The organism is Gordonia sp. CPCC 206044, from assembly GCF_048537895.1.
Lineage (GTDB): Bacteria > Actinomycetota > Actinomycetes > Mycobacteriales > Mycobacteriaceae > Gordonia.
The window spans coordinates 105,589-121,060 of sequence record NZ_JBCLVL010000004.1; the positions used below are offsets into that span (position 1 = coordinate 105,589).

The window sequence follows — 15,472 nt, forward strand, 5'->3', positions numbered from 1 at the left end:
CACTCCACCCCCGAGACCGACGAAAGGCCTCCGCCCAGTGAGCACCGCCCCCGCCACGACGTTGCACGCCGCCGAACGTCTCACCCCCGACGACGATCTCTTCGTCCGCATGGAACACGCCATCGGACTCGCGGTGGTCAACCAGACGCTGTGGCGTCTGCCGGCCGACTACGACACCGCGATCCTCACCGAGTTGGCCGACCGGCTCCGCGTCGGACGGCTCGGCAAACTCGTGCGCCGCCGACGTATACCCGTGCGGGACCGCTGGATTCACACACCCGCTGCGGGCCGATTCCACTTCTCCCCCACCCCGGTGCCCAGCGGCGAGACCATCCACTGGGCCGACGCGCGGGCCGCCGAACCCGTCGACTCGATACACGGCCCGGCGTGGCGGCTGGCCGCGGCACGCGTCGACGACGCCGACGGCGACATCCTCGTGTCGCTGATCTGTTCACATGTCATCGCCGACGGCGGCGCCACCTTCGCCGCGTTCGCCGAGGCGTTCGGCGACATCGACTTCGACACCCGCGACGTCCTCCCCGGCCGTGTCGACGAGATCCGCGAGGCAGCAACCGTACTGGCGTCGGCAGGCCGCGCCGCAGCGGGCATCGTGCGCGCCGGTGGCGCACTCGCCCCGCAGGCGACCGGTGTCAACCGACGCCTCCCGCAGGCCGACGAACCTGCCGAGCGGACTCCGACCGGCGTGCCGAATCATGCGGTCACCGTCGACGAACAGGCCTTCCTCGACACCGCAGCGGCCGCCGGAGGCACCGCCAACACGCTGTTCATCGCGATCGCAGTGGGCGTGCTGGCCCGCACCGGCCGGATCCACACCGGAGACGAGATCGGTGTCAACCTTCCCGTCTCCACCCGTGCGGACGGGGACCGTCGGGCCAACGCCACGTCCGCGGTGACCGCACGCATCGTCGTCGACGACGATCGTTACGCCGATCTCGGCACCATCCGGGCGGCCAGCAAGTCCGCGTTCGCGTCCCTGCGGGAGAGACCGCCCAGCTCCCAGTTCGGCGTTCTGGGGCAAGCGTTGGGAGACAAGGCGATCCGCCGGCTGACCGGGTCGATGACCACGCCACTGTGTCTGGTCTCCAACATCGGCCGACTCGATCACGATTTCGCGGCGCTGGGTGGGTCGACCCCGGTGTCGGTGGTCAGTCGCGCGGTGACCCCGGGCGCCGACACCGAGACCCTGCGCCGATGGGGCGGCGGCATCAGCGCCTGGATGTCGCAGAGTGCAGGCGTGTTCACGCTGTCGTTCATCTGTCTGGATCCCGATGCCGCGGCACTGCCGGCGGCGCTGGCCGAACTCGTGCATGCCGAACTCGATCGCTGGGGGCTGCCGGCGAACACGTGGGACCGATGAGGGTCGGCTTCGCCCTGCACGGCAGTCGCGGCGACATCCAGCCAGCGGTGGCGCTCGCCGTCGGCCTGGTCGACCGCGGTCACGAGGTCCGGTTGGCCGTCCCCGACAATCTCGTGGCTGCCGTGGAGCGGACCGGGCTGCCCACCCAGAGCATCGGTCCCGACACCGCGGAGTTGCTGCGCAGTCCGCTGATCCGCGAGCAACTGCACGCCAAGGATCCGCGCGTCCGATTCCGCGCGCTGCGCGAGGTCGGCGCCTATGGTGCCACCGAATCCGAGGCGGCGATCTCCGCGCTCGCCGACGTCGCCGACAACATCGTCTGCGGGCCCGTCGGACAGGAACGCGCCGCGGCGATCGCGGAGAGCCGTCAGATCGCCTATGCGGGCCTCAATTACTGTCCGGTGCGGCCGAATTCGAGTGTCTCCCCGACGGCGGGCGACTGGCCGCGATGGACTCGCCGACCGGCCTGGAGTGTCGCCGAACGGGTCTATCACCTCAGTGTCCGCGGCGCCGAGGCCGACCTCCGTCGACGACTCGATCTCGCACCGGCCAAAGGCCCGCTGAGCCACCGCCTACGCTCCGACGGGTTCCGCGAGATCCAGGCCTACGATCCGCTCCTGTTCAAGGGACTCGATGCCGAATGGGGCGCGCAGCGACCGGTGGTGGGAAGCCTTGTGGCCGACCGAAACACCCGCCTCGCACTCAACGACCACCAGGATGCGGCGACCGTCGAGGCGCTCGACTGGGCCGATGCGGGACCTGCTCCCGTCTACGTCGGTTTCGGCAGCATGCCGGTGGACAAGGATCGCGTCATCACCGTCGTCGACGCCCTGTCGCGCCAGGGGCTGCGCGTGATCGCACACACCCCGCACCCCGTCGGCGCCGATGGGGTGCACCACGTCGCCGACGCCGTCGATCACGAAGTCCTGCTGCCGCATTGCGCGGGCGCCGTCCACCACGGCGGTGCGGGGACCACCGGTGCCGCAACCCGCGCCGGCATCCCGAGCGTGATCGGGTGGCTCAGCGCCGATCAACCCCTGTGGGCCGGGGCGCTGCGCCGGGCCGGTGTCGGCGGGGGTGCCCCGCTGTCCAGACTCGGCGCGACCCACCTCGAACCCCTCACCGACCCCGAGACGAGGCGTGCCGCGCGCGAGCTCGCGGATCGGTTGATCCCACCCACCGACGCGTTGTCGTCGGCGTGTGCGGTCCTCTCCGACCAGGCGGCTCGGCCGTACCGACGGTGAATCGCGCGGCGACATCCCGGCACACCGCACACCGCGGGCACCGACGACTGGGTAGGCTCGCTATCGACAGACCACAGCCCGGGTCCACCGGCACCTGAGGAACGAAGTTCGTGAGCGTCTCGAAGGGTCGTCGGTGGATTCGTCACCACTCCTGAGAGGGACCGCAGTTGAGCGTTGAGACCGATCCGAATCCGACGTTCGCCGCCTATGCACACCCGGAGCGGCTGGTCACCACGCAGTGGTTGTCCGCGCATCTCGGCGCCAAGGGACTCAAGATCGTCGAGTCCGACGAGGACGTGCTGCTCTACGACATCGGGCACATCCCGACCGCGCAGAAGATCGATTGGCACCTGCACCTGAACGATCCGGTCGAGCGTGACTACATCGACGGGGAGCAGTTCGCCGAGCTGATGCGCAGCAAGGGCATCGAACGCGACGACACGATCGTCATCTACGGCGACAAGAGCAATTGGTGGGCCGCATACGCGCTGTGGGTGTTCACGCTCTTCGGACACGAGGACGTGCGCCTGCTCGACGGCGGACGCGATGCGTGGATGTCCGAGGACCGCGAGACCAGTTTCGACGTCCCGGAGTACCCGCGATCGGACTATCCCGTCGTCGAGCGCGACGACACCCGGATCCGGGCCTTTGCACCCGAGGTCCTCGAGGCGCTCGGCAGCGAGCCGCTCGTCGACGTCCGCTCCCCTCAGGAGTACACCGGCGAACGCACCCACATGCCGGACTACCCGGAGGAAGGCGCATTGCGCGGCGGCCACATCCCGTCGGCCATCTCCATCCCGTGGGCCAAGGCAGCTGCCTCCGACGGACGGTTCCGGTCCCGCGCCGAGCTCGACGAGATCTACGGCGAGCTCGACTCGTCGACCCCGACGATCGCGTACTGTCGGATCGGCGAGCGCTCGAGCCACACCTGGTTCGTCCTGACCCATCTGCTCGGTTTCGAGCACGTCCGTAACTACGACGGCTCCTGGACCGAGTGGGGCAACGTGGTCAGGGTGCCGATCGCCATCGGTCCCGAGCCCGGACAACCACCCGTCAAGAAATGAGTCTGCCCGAACCACTCGCGGACATCGTCGACGACTTCGGTGCGCTCGGCGATTCGGACAAGGTTGCGCTACTGCTCGAGTTCTCCCGCGAACTGCCGGAGTTACCGGACCATCTGGTGACCGACGCGATGGAGCCGGTCCCGGAGTGCCAGTCACCGGTGTTCCTCGCCGTCGATGCCTCGGCGCCGACGGCCGTGCGGCTGTATTTCAGTGCGCCGCAAGAGGCTCCGACAACTCGGGGCTTCGCCTCGATCCTGCATCAGGGACTCGACGGCGCCTCGGCGGAGGAGATCCTCGCCGTGCCCGCCGACTTCTACCACGACCTGGGTCTCGACGCCGCTGTCAGTCTTCTGCGGCTGCGCGGGATGGCGGGCATGTTGGCGCGGGTGAAGAACCAGGTGCGCGCGCAGCTCGCAGACGGGCCGCAAAGTACAGACGGGCCGCAGAGTACAGACGGGCCGCAGGACACACCCGGGCCGGCGGCCGAACCCGGCACATGAAGTTCATCCAGATCCTCGAGGAGCCGATCGAGCCCGGCGGCCTCGTCGAGTGGACCCCGTATGTCCCGGGTGGCCTGGGGACGTGGACGCACGATTCGCGACTCACCTCCCACAATCACGAACAGCACCTGCGATCGGCGTTCGAGTATCGCCTGCGCACGCGTCGCGAGGGCGGCCGGGAATCGTGGCTGGGCCTGTCGATCGAGTTCGACGAACCGTTGTCGATTCCGGCGATCCGGACCGCGCTGATGCGATGGATCGATCGTCACGAGGTGCTGCGCAGCCATGTGGTGCTCAAGGGTGACGGTCTGCAGCGCCTGACCACCGAACCCGGGACCGTCAAACTCAAGATGGGTCGGATCGGCTGGTACACGCAATCCGGGCCGCTCGTCGAGCAGGTCGCGGGCGCCTTCGACCGCGCCACCGCCCCGTTGCACTGGCCCGCCTACATGTTCGCCACGGTCGGTCGCGAGCACTCGTTCACGTTGCTGTTCGCCGCCGACCACTCGTTGGTTGACGGCTACTCCCTGATCATGGCCCAGGACGAATTGGTGCAGGCTTATCGCGCGGCTCGCGATCACGTTGCGCCGCAGACATCGGAGGTCGGCAGCTATGTCGACTTCAGCGCGGAGGAGCGCCGCCAGGCCGATCAGACCGGCGCCGACCATCCTGCCGTCGGCACCTGGGCCGACTTCCTGCGTGCCGGACGCGGAGATCTGCCCGGGTTCGATTACGAGCGCACCGCCACCGACGGCGAATCCCCGGAGATCGAAGCGGGCCGAACGGCCAACACCGACGCCGGCACCGACAGCGACACCGACAGCATCGACGAGGAGGTCGCGATCCCACAGGCCTCCATCACCGATGTCGTGCTCGACGACGTGGCCGCCAACCGGTTCAACGCCGTGTGCTCCCAAGCGGGCGGGACCCTGACCGCGGGTGTGTTGGCCGCGTTCGCGATCGTCTACCACCAGCACACCGGTGACCCGGAGTTCCGCTGCGTGCTGCCCCGGCACACCCGCAACGACACCCGATGGCTGGCGTCGCTCGGGTGGTACGTGGCCGTCGCACCCTTTTGCCTCGACGTCTCCGACTCGCCGACCTTCGACCAGGCGGTGGCGCGGGCGACGGCCGAGCTGAAACGGTCACGACAGGGATCATCGCTGCCGTTCCTACGGGTGGCCGAACTCCTCGGGCACGGCGGCGAACCCCGCTTCGTCATCTCGTTCATCGACACCCGTTACGCCCCCGGTGCCGCCGAGGCCGACGCCGGCCGCGCCAAGGTCTTGCGTAGCCACAGCTATGCCACCGACGAGGTGTTCATCTGGATAAATCGGACACCATCGGGTATGCGGGTGTCCGCTCGTTTTCCCGGCGCCGAACCGGCAGTGAAAAATGTCACTGGCCCCGACGACCCCCGCCGCGCCGACGGTGCGCCCGGTGCACCGGTTCGCGCCTACCTGCAGGCTTTCACCGAGTTCGTCCGCACCGTCGGCGACGACAGTGCCTTCGGACTCGCCGTGCCCCCCGGCGGGCGACCGAGCAAATGATCGGTGGGTTAGGGTATTGCCCTGAGCGCGTGGCACCTAGACTCCAAGTGTCATGCGTCACCTCGTCCCGGCCCACATCAGGCCCGTCACGGGGTGGACCACAAAGTGAGTGTGAAGCCCGACCACCAGCCGGTGCCGCCGACCACGGCGACACGACGCCCAGGAGAACAAGTGCCTAGTCCCTCTGCGAACAGCTCGACGATTTCCAAGGTCCTCATCGCCAACCGCGGTGAGATTGCCGTGCGTGTGATCCGCGCGGCGCGCGATGCCGGTATTCCGAGCGTCGCGGTCTACGCAGAGCCCGATGCGGACGCACAGTTCGTCAAGCTGGCCGACGAGGCCTTCGCGCTCGGCGGCCAGACGTCTGCCGAGTCATACCTCGTCTTCGACAAGCTTCTCGACGCAGCAGCCAAGTCCGGCGCGAACGCTGTGCACCCCGGCTATGGCTTCCTGTCCGAGAATGCCGACTTCGCCCAGGCCGTGCTCGACGCCGGACTGATCTGGATCGGACCGTCGCCGCAGTCGATCCGCGACCTCGGTGACAAGGTCACCGCGCGCCACATCGCGCTCAAGGCCAACGCCCCCATGGCTCCGGGCACCAAGGATCCGGTCAAGGATGCCGACGAGGTCGTCGCGTTTGCCAAGGAGCACGGGGTCCCGGTCGCGATCAAGGCCGCCTTCGGTGGCGGCGGGCGCGGCATGAAGGTCGCCTACAGCATCGAAGAGATCCCCCACCTGTTCGAGTCGGCCACCCGTGAGGCCGTCGCCGCCTTCGGTCGCGGCGAGTGCTTCGTGGAGCGCTACCTGGACAAGGCCCGCCACGTGGAGGCCCAGGTCATCGCCGACCAGCACGGCAACGTCATCGTCGCCGGCACGCGTGACTGCTCGCTGCAGCGCCGTTTCCAGAAGCTCGTCGAGGAGGCCCCGGCGCCGTTCCTGACCGACGAGCAGCGCACCAAGATCCACGAGTCGGCCAAGGCGATCTGCCGGGAGGCCGGCTACTACGGCGCCGGGACGGTCGAGTTCCTCGTCGGCAACGACGGTCTCGTGTCGTTCCTCGAGGTCAACACCCGTCTGCAGGTGGAGCATCCGGTCACCGAGGAGACCGCGGGCATCGACCTGGTGCGCCAGCAGTTCCGCATCGCCAACGGCGAGAAGCTCGAGATCTCCGAGGACCCGACACCGCGTGGGCACGCCTTCGAGTTCCGCATCAACGGTGAGGACGCGGGCCGCAACTTCCTGCCCGCTCCCGGCCCGATCACCAAGTACCGCGAGCCGAGCGGCCCGGGCGTGCGCGTCGACTCCGGTGTCGTCGAGGGCGACGTCATCGGTGGCCAGTTCGACTCCATGCTCGCCAAGCTGATCGTCGTCGGCGAGAACCGTGAGCAGGCGCTCGAGCGTGCCAGCCGCGCACTCGCCGAGTACGAGGTCGAGGGTCTGGCCACCGTGCTCCCCTTCCACCGGCACATCGTCACCAACCCCGCCTTCATGGGGCACAAGAACGACGACGGCGTGGAGACGTTCGACGTCTACACCAAATGGATCGAGACCGATTGGGAGAACCCGATCGAGCCGTACACCGGCGGCGAGGCCATCGACGAGGACGACGCCCTGCCGCGGCAGAACGTCGTCGTCGAGGTCGGTGGCCGTCGCGTCGAGGTCTCGCTGCCCGGCGATCTGCAGCTCGGCGGTGGCGGCGGCAACGGTGTCCTGCGCAAGAAGCCCAAGGCGCGTTCCCGCAAGAAGGGCGGCGGCGCCGCTGCTTCCGGCGATTCCGTGCAGGCCCCGATGCAGGGCACCGTCGTCAAGGTCGCCGTCGAGGAGGGCCAGCAGGTGTCTGCCGGTGATCTCGTCGTGGTGCTCGAGGCGATGAAGATGGAGAACCCGGTCACCGCCCACAAGGACGGCGTCGTGACCGGCCTGGCCGTCGAGGCCGGTGCCGCGGTCACCCAGGGAACCCTCCTGCTCGAGATCAAGTAGTCAGGCACTCACCGCTTCGACATGGAAGCTGTCGAGATCAACGCCGGGACGTGGTATCTGCGTGCGCTTCGTGCGGACGACCGGATCACCGACGTTCCGGCGTTGTCCGATCTGGGGGTCGCCGACGCAAGCTCCTTCGTCGCCTCCGCCGCCGACGGCTGGCGCCGCGAGACGGAATTCGTCTGGGGGGTGTGCATCCCCACCACCGGGGAACTCGTGTGCCTCATCGGTGTCACACCCGAGGGCGGTGACCACCAGCGCGGCCGGCTCTGGGGCCGCGCCCGCACGGGCCACGGTGCCGCGCTCGACGCCGCGGCCGCCCCGGTCGCCCGGTTCGCCCAGGGCGCTCTCGGCGTGACGGTGGGTGCACTGTCCGACGCCCTCCCGACCTGAGCTCGCCACAGCCGTCGTCCGGGCCCCGATCCCTGTGGGCAGCAACCCCGTTCGACCGGCGCCACCGGAGCGCGGCGTGTCCGGCCCGGTGAGTTTTCTGCGCTGAGAGTCTGGCACTCAATCCGCCACGTCCCGGTCTGTCCCGGTCGCGAGGTCACCGCACTCCACCTCAATGACCTCCCGCGCATGCGTCCGCAGATACGGCCCTGCACCGACGTCACCGTCCAGTCCGGCCACCAACGCATCGAGGTGTCGCACACCGATATACACCGGATGTCCCGGTGCACCATCGAAGACCGCACGTCCCAGTCGGTCGGCTCGTCCGCCGGTCGCCGACAACACCCGGGCCACCACGTCCGCCCCGACGTCTGGTGTGTCAACAACATGTAAAACCATGCCGTGCACCCACGACCGGCGACCTGCCTCGATGACGGCGGCACGCACCGTCGCCGACAATCCGTCGGCCCAGTCGGAGACCACCACCGCCGACGATCCGGCCGGTGGCTCCACCACCCGGGCACCCATCGTCACGATCACCTCGCGACAGCCCGCTCCAGCCAGCGCGGCGACTGCCAGACGAAGCCATTCGCCTTGGCGAGCAACGATTTTGGGCGATCCGTAGCGTGTGCCCGCACCGGCCGCGAGGACCACGCCGAGGACGTTGGTGCCGCCCTCGGTCCCACCCTCGGCCGGCGCTCGAGAAGGCTTCGTCATGACGTCGTCGCGCCGCCTCTCCCTCACTGGTTCACCGGCCGGAAACACATCATCGACCGCCGCGCGGTAAACCGTACCGGGGTTCACAATCTTCTCTGCCACCGTGGCATCGCTGCCACGGATCCGATGGCGGTGAGCAGAAGGTGGTTGAGCACATGGCAACAGATTCGTCCGCCCCGACCGCAGCGCAGAGCAGACGTCGCGTGCACCCCGTCGATCAGGTACCGCCCGCGGGCCGGCTCGTCGCACTCGGCGCTCAGCACGTGGTCGCCTTCTACGCCGGCGCCGTCCTGGTCCCGCTGTTGATCGCCCGGGCCATCGGCCTCGACTCCGAGGCACTCACCATGCTGATCACCGCCGATCTGTTCACCTGCGGGATCGCTTCCCTGCTGCAGGCGGTCGGCATCTGGAAGATCGGCGTCCGCCTGCCGCTGCTGCAGGGCATCACCTTCGCGACACTCGCGCCGGTGATCCAGATCGCCAACAACCACGGCGGCGGCCGGGTCGGCCTGCAGACCGTGTACGGCGCGGTGATCGCGGCCGGTGTCTTCACCTTCCTGATCGCCCCGTTCTTCGCCAAACTGATCCGGTTCCTACCACCGGTGGTCACGGGCACGCTGATCACCATCATCGGTATCTGTCTGATCCCGGTGGGTGCGGGCGATGCGGTCAGCGACCCGACGACCCACCTGTACGACGCGGCCAACTGGCGCTGGGTCCTCTACGTCCTGGGGACCATCATCCTGATCGTGTTGATGCAACGATTCTTCCGCGGGTTCCTCGGCACCATCGCCGTCCTCCTGGGTCTGGTCATCGGCACCGTGGTGGCATGGCTGTGCGGCGACGCGAGTTTCGCAGCGGTCGGCGAGGCCGACTGGCTCGGCTTCACCCCGCCGTTCGCCTTCGGATGGCCGCGCTGGGATCTGGTTGCGATCGTGTCGATGATCGTGGTGCTGTTGGTCGTCGCCGTCGAGTCCACCGGGTCGATCTTCGCGACCGGCGAGATCGTCGGCAAAAGGATCCGCAAGGACGATGTCGCCGCGGCGGTGCGCGCCGACGGTGTCGCCACTGTCATCGGCGGCTCGTTCAACTCGTTTCCCTACACCGCCTTCTCCGAAAACGTCGGCCTGGTGCGGCTCACCGGGGTCAAGAGCCGATGGGTGGTGGCCTGCGCAGGCGTCATCATGATGCTGCTCGGTCTGCTGCCGAAGCTGGCGAAGATCGTCGAGTCGATTCCGGCGCCGGTTCTCGGCGGTGCTGCCCTGATCATGTTCGCGACGGTCGCGATCGTCGGCATCCAGACGTTGACCTCGGTCGATTTCACCGACCATCGCAACCTGATCATCGCGGCCACGTCGCTGGCGGTGGCCCTCTACGTCCAGTTCTCCCAGTCCGCGACCCCGACGACGGTGATCACACGTTCCGGCGAGCAGGTCGACGTCCCTGCACTGCCCGGTGTCGACGAGGCAATGCCGAACATCATCCTGCAGATCCCCTTCTCGACCGGCATCACGATGGGCGCGATCACGGCGATCCTGCTGAATCTCTTGTTCTTCCACGTCGGCGGCAAGGGACCTGCGGTGGCCGGAGCGGGGTCGATCACCCTCGACGAGGTCAACACGATGTCTGCCGAGCAGTTCCGTGACACTTTCGGCCACGTCGTGCAGGACGTCGACTGGGTTCTCGAACGAGCATGGGAGCAAAGGCCTTTCGCGGACGTGCACGATCTGCGCAGCGCCTTCCAGGAGGCCATGCTGACCGGCACCGACGACGGGCAGTTGGCCCTGATCCGCGCCTTTCCCGATCTCGGCTCCGAGGACGAGCAGACCGGGGAACCGCGTGCTGTCGACCATGTCGCCCTGTCCCAGCTCGACGAATCCGAGCACCGCAACGTCGTCAACCTCGCGACGGCCTACCGCGAACACTTCGGTTTCCCCCTCGTCATCTGCGCCCGCGAGACCGAACGCTACGACCGGGTGTTGCGGAGCGGTTGGGCGCGCATGGACAACTCCGACACGAGCGAAAAGGCGTTCGCCCTCATCGAGATCGCGAAGATCGCCAACTATCGGTTCGACGATCTCGTCGCCGACGCCAATCCGATCACCTCGGCCAGGTTCAGCCGGCAACCCGAACTCTCCTAGGCTCAGAAGATGCGTCGCACCGACTGGCGGGGTCTGGAGAGTTTCAATGCACTCTCCCAGACCCAGGCCATCCATCAGCTCTACGAATGCTGCAGTTCCTCGATCTGGGCGCTGCGCGTCGCCAAGGCCCGGCCTTTCGCCGACACGGAATCCTTCCTGTCCTACGCGGACTCGATCCTGGCCGAACTCACCGACGCCGATCTCGATGCGGCGCTGGCCGGCCACCCGCGGATCGGCGACCGCCCCGACAATCCGTCGTCACAGCGCGAGCAGTCCGGTGTCGCGGATGCCGCCCCGGAGGTGCTGGCCGAACTCAGGCGACTCAACGCTGCGTACGAGGAGAAGTTCGGGCACGTCTATCTGGTGTTCGCCAACGGCCGCCCCGCCGCCGAACTGCTCGGTATCCTCGAGGAGCGCATCGAGAACGAGCCGGAGACCGAACGCCGGATCACCCGCGCGGAGCTCGCGAAGATCAACCGGGCCCGATTGATCCGCATGCTGACGCCCGCCGGCGTCTACGTCGAGGAGGAACTGAGCGAATGACCGGGCTGTCCACGCACGTACTCGACGCCGCGTCCGGTTCGCCCGCCTCCGGGATGTCGGTGTCGCTGCAGGACGCCGCCGGTGCCGAATTGGCCAACGAGACCACCGATGCCGACGGACGCATCACCCAGATCGCACCCGACGACCTCGTCCCGGGGATCTATCATCTCGTCTTCGACACCGGGAATTGGTTCGCCGCCAACGCGATCGACGGCTTCTACCCGGAGATCGACATCTGTTTCGAGATCGCCGACACCAGCCGTCACCATCACGTCCCGGTGCTGCTGAGCCCCTATTCGTACACGACGTATCGGGGCAGCTGATCCGTTCGCCGCGCGCCCCGCGCAAACGCGGAGGTTCCACGCACACGCGGACATAGCACCACTCGCGTGTGCTCGGTGGGTCCGCGTCTGGACTCTCAGTCCCGCAGCACCTGCGACGGAGCCACTCCGTATCGATGCCGGAACGCGGCGGCGAAACGCCCGGAATGGGTGAAGCCCCACTTCATCGCGACGTCGGTCACCGACGACGCGCCACCGGTCCGCAGTTCGTCGTGCACGGCGGCGAGCCGGATCTCCGTCAGACACTCGCGTGGGGTCTTCCCGACGTACTCACGAAACCCTTCCTGCAGCCGTCGCACGCTCACCCCGGCCGTCTCGGCCATGTCGACCGCCGTCCACGGGCGCGCCGGGTCGGCGCGTAGCGCATCGAGCACGCGGGTCACGATCCGCGGGCGCGGCATCTGACGATCGGACGGGTCGTCGGGTAACGCCGCGAGCAGGAACGCGTCGGTCAGCGATCCCGCGAGCTGTTCGGCGACAAGTGGATTCGACAGCAGCGGATCGTCGTCCGGCTGCGCTGCGATGGACCGGACCAGACGGAACCAGCTGGCTCCCTCGGGGGCTCGCAGATCGAGTTGATCCGGAATCTCGGCATCCGCCTGACCGGTCACTCGGCTGACCTCACGCACCAGGAAGTCGCGATCGATCTTCACCCCGACGATGGTGCAGGTGTCCGACCACCGGGTGATGTCGGTCGGGGTGTCGGGTGGGTTCACGGTCGCCAACCCACTCGTCGAGACCACGGTGTGGCCGGCGACGCACGTCTCGAGCACGCCGCCGAGCGGGACGTTGATGCCGTAGGCGCCAGGATGCTCGGAGTGGATCGCCACCTCGGCGCCCCAGCCGATACGGGCGATGCGCAGCGGCCCCAACACGGTGACGCCCACGTCCACATCGGCCGCGGTGCTCCCCGCCACACGCGGACTCAGGGTGTGCGGGAAGTAGGCGTCGGAGACCGCGTCCGAGGCCGCATCCCAGTCCGGATCTCCGGGCAATCGGAGCCGTCGAAGCCTGCTCATGACACCTCCTCGCATCTCGCCGCGTTTTCTGGATCGCCATCGCGTTCACCGGATCGCCAGGCCGGAGCGATCGACCTATGTTCTACATCACATTCTGCCTCACCCCAAGGAGGAGTCACATGGAACGCAAGGCGCTGCAGAACGTGTTCGGCCAGTTCGCCAGCGGCGTCACCGTCATCACCTGCGCAAACGCCGACGGCGAACCCCACGGTGCCACCGTCACCGCGTTCACCGCGGTGTCTCTGGAGCCACGGTTGTGCCAGGTGACCCTGACCCGGAAATCGAAGGCATGCGGCTTTCTCGGCGACGCGAACTTCGCGGTGAACATCCTCGCCGCCGACCAACTCGACATCGCGATGCATTTCGCCGGCCGTCCCGCACATCCGGGGCCGCAGTGGGACGTCGGGTCGACCGCACCGGTCCTCAAAGGATCCGCGGCCACGCTCAGCTGCGTCCCGTGGCGCAGTTACGACGGTGGCGATCACATCATCTTCATCGGCGAGATCGTCGATGCCGAAGCGAGCGGAAAGGACCCACTGCTGTACTACCGCAGCACTTTTCACGATCTCGGCGAGCCCACGGTGAACTCGCTGTGGACCCTGTCCGCCGACGATCCGCACTCCGGATGGTTCGACTCGACCACCACGTTCACCCCGTTTCATCTGGCCGCGGCCACCCACAATCCTCGCTGACCCCCGCCCCCGAACCACAAACCCCCGCGGATACACAGCCCCTGCTTTATTCACAGCCCCGCCGAACCACAGCCACTGCTTATTCACAGGCCCCCCGCTGATCGAGTAGGCCGAGGCGCCAGCCGAGGCCGTATCGAGATCACCGCACCCGACCGCCCGATTCCCAAACACCATCGAGAGAGGCACGCACCATGACCACCACCGAACAGCCCAGGACCGACCCCGCCGGCGACGCACCGACGGTCAACCCGGCCGCCGACGCCGCCGCGAACAAGACCCGCAACTTCGCCTCACGTCCGATGACCGGCGACGAGTACATCGAGTCGTTGCGCGACGGCCGGGAGATCTGGCTGCACGGCGAACGGGTCAAGGACGTCACGACACATCCGGCGTTCCGCAACCCGATCCGGATGACCGCCCGCCTCTACGACTCGATGCACTCCGGGCCGCACAAGGACAAGGTCACCACGTCCACCGACACCGGAAACGGTGGCGTCACGATGCCGTTCTTCAAGGCACCGACCAGTTCGGCGGACCTACTCAAAGAACGCGACGCGATCGCCGAGTGGGCTCGGATGACCTACGGCTGGATGGGGCGCTCCCCCGACTACAAGGCCAGCTTCCTGGGCACCCTGCACGCCAACAAGGACCTGTATGCACCGTTCGAGGCCAACGCCGAGCGCTGGTACCGGGAGTCGCAGGAAAAGGTTCTCTACTGGAACCACGCCATCATCAACCCGCCGGTGGACCGGCAACTCCCGCCCGACGAGGTCGGCGACGTGTTCATGAAGGTGGAGAAGGAGACCGACGCCGGACTGATCGTGTCCGGGGCGAAGGTGGTGGCCACCGGGTCGGCAATCACCAACTACAACTTCATCGCCCATTACGGTCTACCGATCCGCAAGAAGGAGTTCGCGCTCATCTGCACGGTGCCGATGGACGCGCCCGGCATCAAGCTGATCTGCCGCACCTCCTACACCGAGCAGGCCGCGGTGATGGGCAGTCCGTACGACTATCCGCTGTCGAGCCGGATGGACGAGAACGACACCATCTTCGTCTTCGACAAGGTGCTCGTGCCGTGGGAGAACGTCTTCATGTACGGCGACGTCGACCGCATCAATTCCTTCTTCCCGCAATCGGGTTTCTTGCCGCGCTTCACCTTTCAGGGTTGCACCCGCTTGGCCGTCAAACTGGACTTCATCGCGGGCCTACTGATGAAGGCTCTCGATTGCACTGGTTCGGGAGGCTTCCGCGGGGTGCAAACCCGCGTCGGCGAGGTGATCGGCTGGCGCAACCTGTTCTGGACGCTGACCGATGCGATGGCTCACAACCCGGAGCCGTGGATCGGTGACACCGTGATCCCGAAGCTCGAGTACGGGCTGACCTACCGGATGTTCATGATGCAGGGCTATCCGCGGATCAAGGAGATCATCGAGCAGGACGTGGCGTCGGGGCTCATCTACCTCCCCTCGAGTGCCGCCGACTTCAAGAGCCCCGACGTCCGCCCCTATCTGGACAAGTACGTCCGTGGCTCCAACGGGATCACCGCCGTCGACCGCGTGAAAGTCATGAAGGCACTGTGGGATTCGATCGGGTCGGAGTTCGGTGGACGCCACGAACTCTATGAGCGCAACTACTCCGGGAACCACGAGAACGTGAAGGCCGAACTGTTGTTCGCCGCGCAGAACCGCGGTGGCGTCGACCAGATGAAGGGCCTGGCCGAGGATTGCCTCGCCGAGTACGACCTGGACGGCTGGACCGTACCGGATCTCATCAACGGCGACGACGTCAGCTACTTCGGCACCAAGTGATGACCTCCCCGGCGGCGGGTGCCCCCTGCCCCGCCGCCGGGGACTCCGAACGCACACGCGGACCTTCTGCGCAGATGCGAGCGTTGCAACGTCCGCGATTGC

Annotated in this window: 14 protein-coding genes; 12 read left to right on the top strand and 2 right to left on the bottom strand. The window is 67.4% G+C overall.

The genetic code is table 11. The features are described 5' to 3' along the window. Positions 1-37 precede the first annotated feature (37 nt). The 7 genes from AAFP35_RS07195 to AAFP35_RS07225 all read left to right on the top strand — a co-directional run bounded on the left by AAFP35_RS07195 (position 38) and on the right by AAFP35_RS07225 (position 8,109). A complete protein-coding gene (locus AAFP35_RS07195; RefSeq protein ID WP_419220875.1) occupies positions 38-1,378 on the top strand; it encodes a hypothetical protein in 1,341 nt (446 codons plus the stop codon). Next, entirely contained in the window at positions 1,375-2,622 is a 1,248-nt protein-coding gene (locus AAFP35_RS07200) for a nucleotide disphospho-sugar-binding domain-containing protein (RefSeq protein ID WP_419220876.1), read from the top strand. Before AAFP35_RS07195 ends, AAFP35_RS07200 begins: the two co-directional genes overlap by 4 nt. A gap of 167 nt (positions 2,623-2,789) precedes the next feature. Next, on the top strand, positions 2,790-3,686 hold the full coding sequence (locus tag AAFP35_RS07205; protein WP_419220877.1) for a sulfurtransferase: 897 nt from the start codon (positions 2,790-2,792) through the stop codon (positions 3,684-3,686). Continuing rightward, positions 3,683-4,186, top strand: a complete 504-nt coding sequence (locus AAFP35_RS07210) for a SufE family protein (RefSeq protein WP_419220878.1) — start codon at positions 3,683-3,685, stop codon at positions 4,184-4,186. Before AAFP35_RS07205 ends, AAFP35_RS07210 begins: the two co-directional genes overlap by 4 nt. After that, positions 4,183-5,736: a condensation domain-containing protein gene (locus AAFP35_RS07215; RefSeq protein ID WP_419220879.1), complete on the top strand. Its 1,554-nt coding sequence runs from the start codon at positions 4,183-4,185 to the stop codon at positions 5,734-5,736. The genes AAFP35_RS07210 and AAFP35_RS07215 overlap by 4 nt, the downstream gene beginning before the upstream one ends. A 171-nt stretch (positions 5,737-5,907) precedes the next feature. Further along, positions 5,908-7,716 carry an acetyl/propionyl/methylcrotonyl-CoA carboxylase subunit alpha gene (locus AAFP35_RS07220; RefSeq protein ID WP_419220880.1) on the top strand — a complete coding sequence of 603 codons (1,809 nt, stop codon included), beginning with the start codon at positions 5,908-5,910 and terminating at the stop codon, positions 7,714-7,716. 21 nt (positions 7,717-7,737) lie between these two features. Then, complete coding sequence (locus AAFP35_RS07225; protein ID WP_419220881.1) at positions 7,738-8,109, top strand: hypothetical protein; 372 nt, start codon at positions 7,738-7,740, stop codon at positions 8,107-8,109. Positions 8,110-8,226: 117 nt separating this feature from the next. On the opposite strand, the gene AAFP35_RS07230 is transcribed toward AAFP35_RS07225, so the two are convergent. Continuing rightward, the gene (locus AAFP35_RS07230) at positions 8,227-8,823 is read right to left on the bottom strand and encodes a nucleotidyltransferase family protein (protein WP_419220882.1); all 597 of its coding nucleotides are present in this window, start codon (positions 8,821-8,823) and stop codon (positions 8,227-8,229) included. Positions 8,824-8,978: 155 nt separating this feature from the next. Here AAFP35_RS07230 and AAFP35_RS07235 point away from each other — a divergent pair, with 155 nt between their 5' ends. Genes AAFP35_RS07235 through uraH form a run of 3 tightly spaced genes read left to right on the top strand, consistent with a single transcriptional unit; the run spans position 8,979 to position 11,830 of the window. Beyond that, positions 8,979-10,964, top strand: coding sequence for a solute carrier family 23 protein (locus AAFP35_RS07235; protein ID WP_419220883.1), 1,986 nt, complete (start codon positions 8,979-8,981; stop codon positions 10,962-10,964). A 9-nt stretch (positions 10,965-10,973) separates the two neighbouring features. Beyond that, positions 10,974-11,507, top strand: a complete 534-nt coding sequence (gene uraD, locus AAFP35_RS07240) for a 2-oxo-4-hydroxy-4-carboxy-5-ureidoimidazoline decarboxylase (RefSeq protein ID WP_419220884.1) — start codon at positions 10,974-10,976, stop codon at positions 11,505-11,507. Then, a complete protein-coding gene (uraH, locus tag AAFP35_RS07245) occupies positions 11,504-11,830 on the top strand; it encodes a hydroxyisourate hydrolase (RefSeq protein ID WP_419220885.1) in 327 nt (108 codons plus the stop codon). Before uraD ends, uraH begins: the two co-directional genes overlap by 4 nt. A 95-nt stretch (positions 11,831-11,925) precedes the next feature. Here uraH and AAFP35_RS07250 read toward each other — a convergent pair whose 3' ends face one another. After that, positions 11,926-12,867, bottom strand: a complete 942-nt coding sequence (locus AAFP35_RS07250; RefSeq protein ID WP_419220886.1) for an AraC family transcriptional regulator — start codon at positions 12,865-12,867, stop codon at positions 11,926-11,928. A gap of 119 nt (positions 12,868-12,986) precedes the next feature. Here AAFP35_RS07250 and AAFP35_RS07255 point away from each other — a divergent pair, with 119 nt between their 5' ends. Both AAFP35_RS07255 and AAFP35_RS07260 read left to right on the top strand, forming a co-directional pair. After that, positions 12,987-13,559: a flavin reductase family protein gene (locus AAFP35_RS07255; RefSeq protein WP_419220887.1), complete on the top strand. Its 573-nt coding sequence runs from the start codon at positions 12,987-12,989 to the stop codon at positions 13,557-13,559. Positions 13,560-13,750: 191 nt separating this feature from the next. After that, positions 13,751-15,370 (top strand): 4-hydroxyphenylacetate 3-hydroxylase family protein, encoded by a 1,620-nt coding sequence (locus AAFP35_RS07260; RefSeq protein ID WP_419220888.1) that lies wholly within the window; start codon positions 13,751-13,753, stop codon positions 15,368-15,370. Positions 15,371-15,472 lie beyond the last annotated feature (102 nt).

What these genes read in the sequence shown, in the direction of transcription:
- AAFP35_RS07210 (WP_419220878.1), top strand. Translation starts at nt 3,683, where the DNA reads ATGAGTCTGCCCGAACCACTCGCGGACATCGTCGACGACTTCGGTGCG.
- AAFP35_RS07225 (WP_419220881.1), top strand. Translation starts at nt 7,738, where the DNA reads ATGGAAGCTGTCGAGATCAACGCCGGGACGTGGTATCTGCGTGCGCTT.
- AAFP35_RS07255 (WP_419220887.1), top strand. Translation starts at nt 12,987, where the DNA reads ATGGAACGCAAGGCGCTGCAGAACGTGTTCGGCCAGTTCGCCAGCGGC.
- uraH (WP_419220885.1), top strand. Translation starts at nt 11,504, where the DNA reads ATGACCGGGCTGTCCACGCACGTACTCGACGCCGCGTCCGGTTCGCCC.
- AAFP35_RS07235 (WP_419220883.1), top strand. Translation starts at nt 8,979, where the DNA reads ATGGCAACAGATTCGTCCGCCCCGACCGCAGCGCAGAGCAGACGTCGC.
- uraD (WP_419220884.1), top strand. Translation starts at nt 10,974, where the DNA reads ATGCGTCGCACCGACTGGCGGGGTCTGGAGAGTTTCAATGCACTCTCC.
- AAFP35_RS07250 (WP_419220886.1), bottom strand. Translation starts at nt 12,867, where the DNA reads ATGAGCAGGCTTCGACGGCTCCGATTGCCCGGAGATCCGGACTGGGAT.
- AAFP35_RS07200 (WP_419220876.1), top strand. Translation starts at nt 1,375, where the DNA reads ATGAGGGTCGGCTTCGCCCTGCACGGCAGTCGCGGCGACATCCAGCCA.
- AAFP35_RS07260 (WP_419220888.1), top strand. Translation starts at nt 13,751, where the DNA reads ATGACCACCACCGAACAGCCCAGGACCGACCCCGCCGGCGACGCACCG.
- AAFP35_RS07230 (WP_419220882.1), bottom strand. Translation starts at nt 8,823, where the DNA reads ATGACGAAGCCTTCTCGAGCGCCGGCCGAGGGTGGGACCGAGGGCGGC.
- AAFP35_RS07215 (WP_419220879.1), top strand. Translation starts at nt 4,183, where the DNA reads ATGAAGTTCATCCAGATCCTCGAGGAGCCGATCGAGCCCGGCGGCCTC.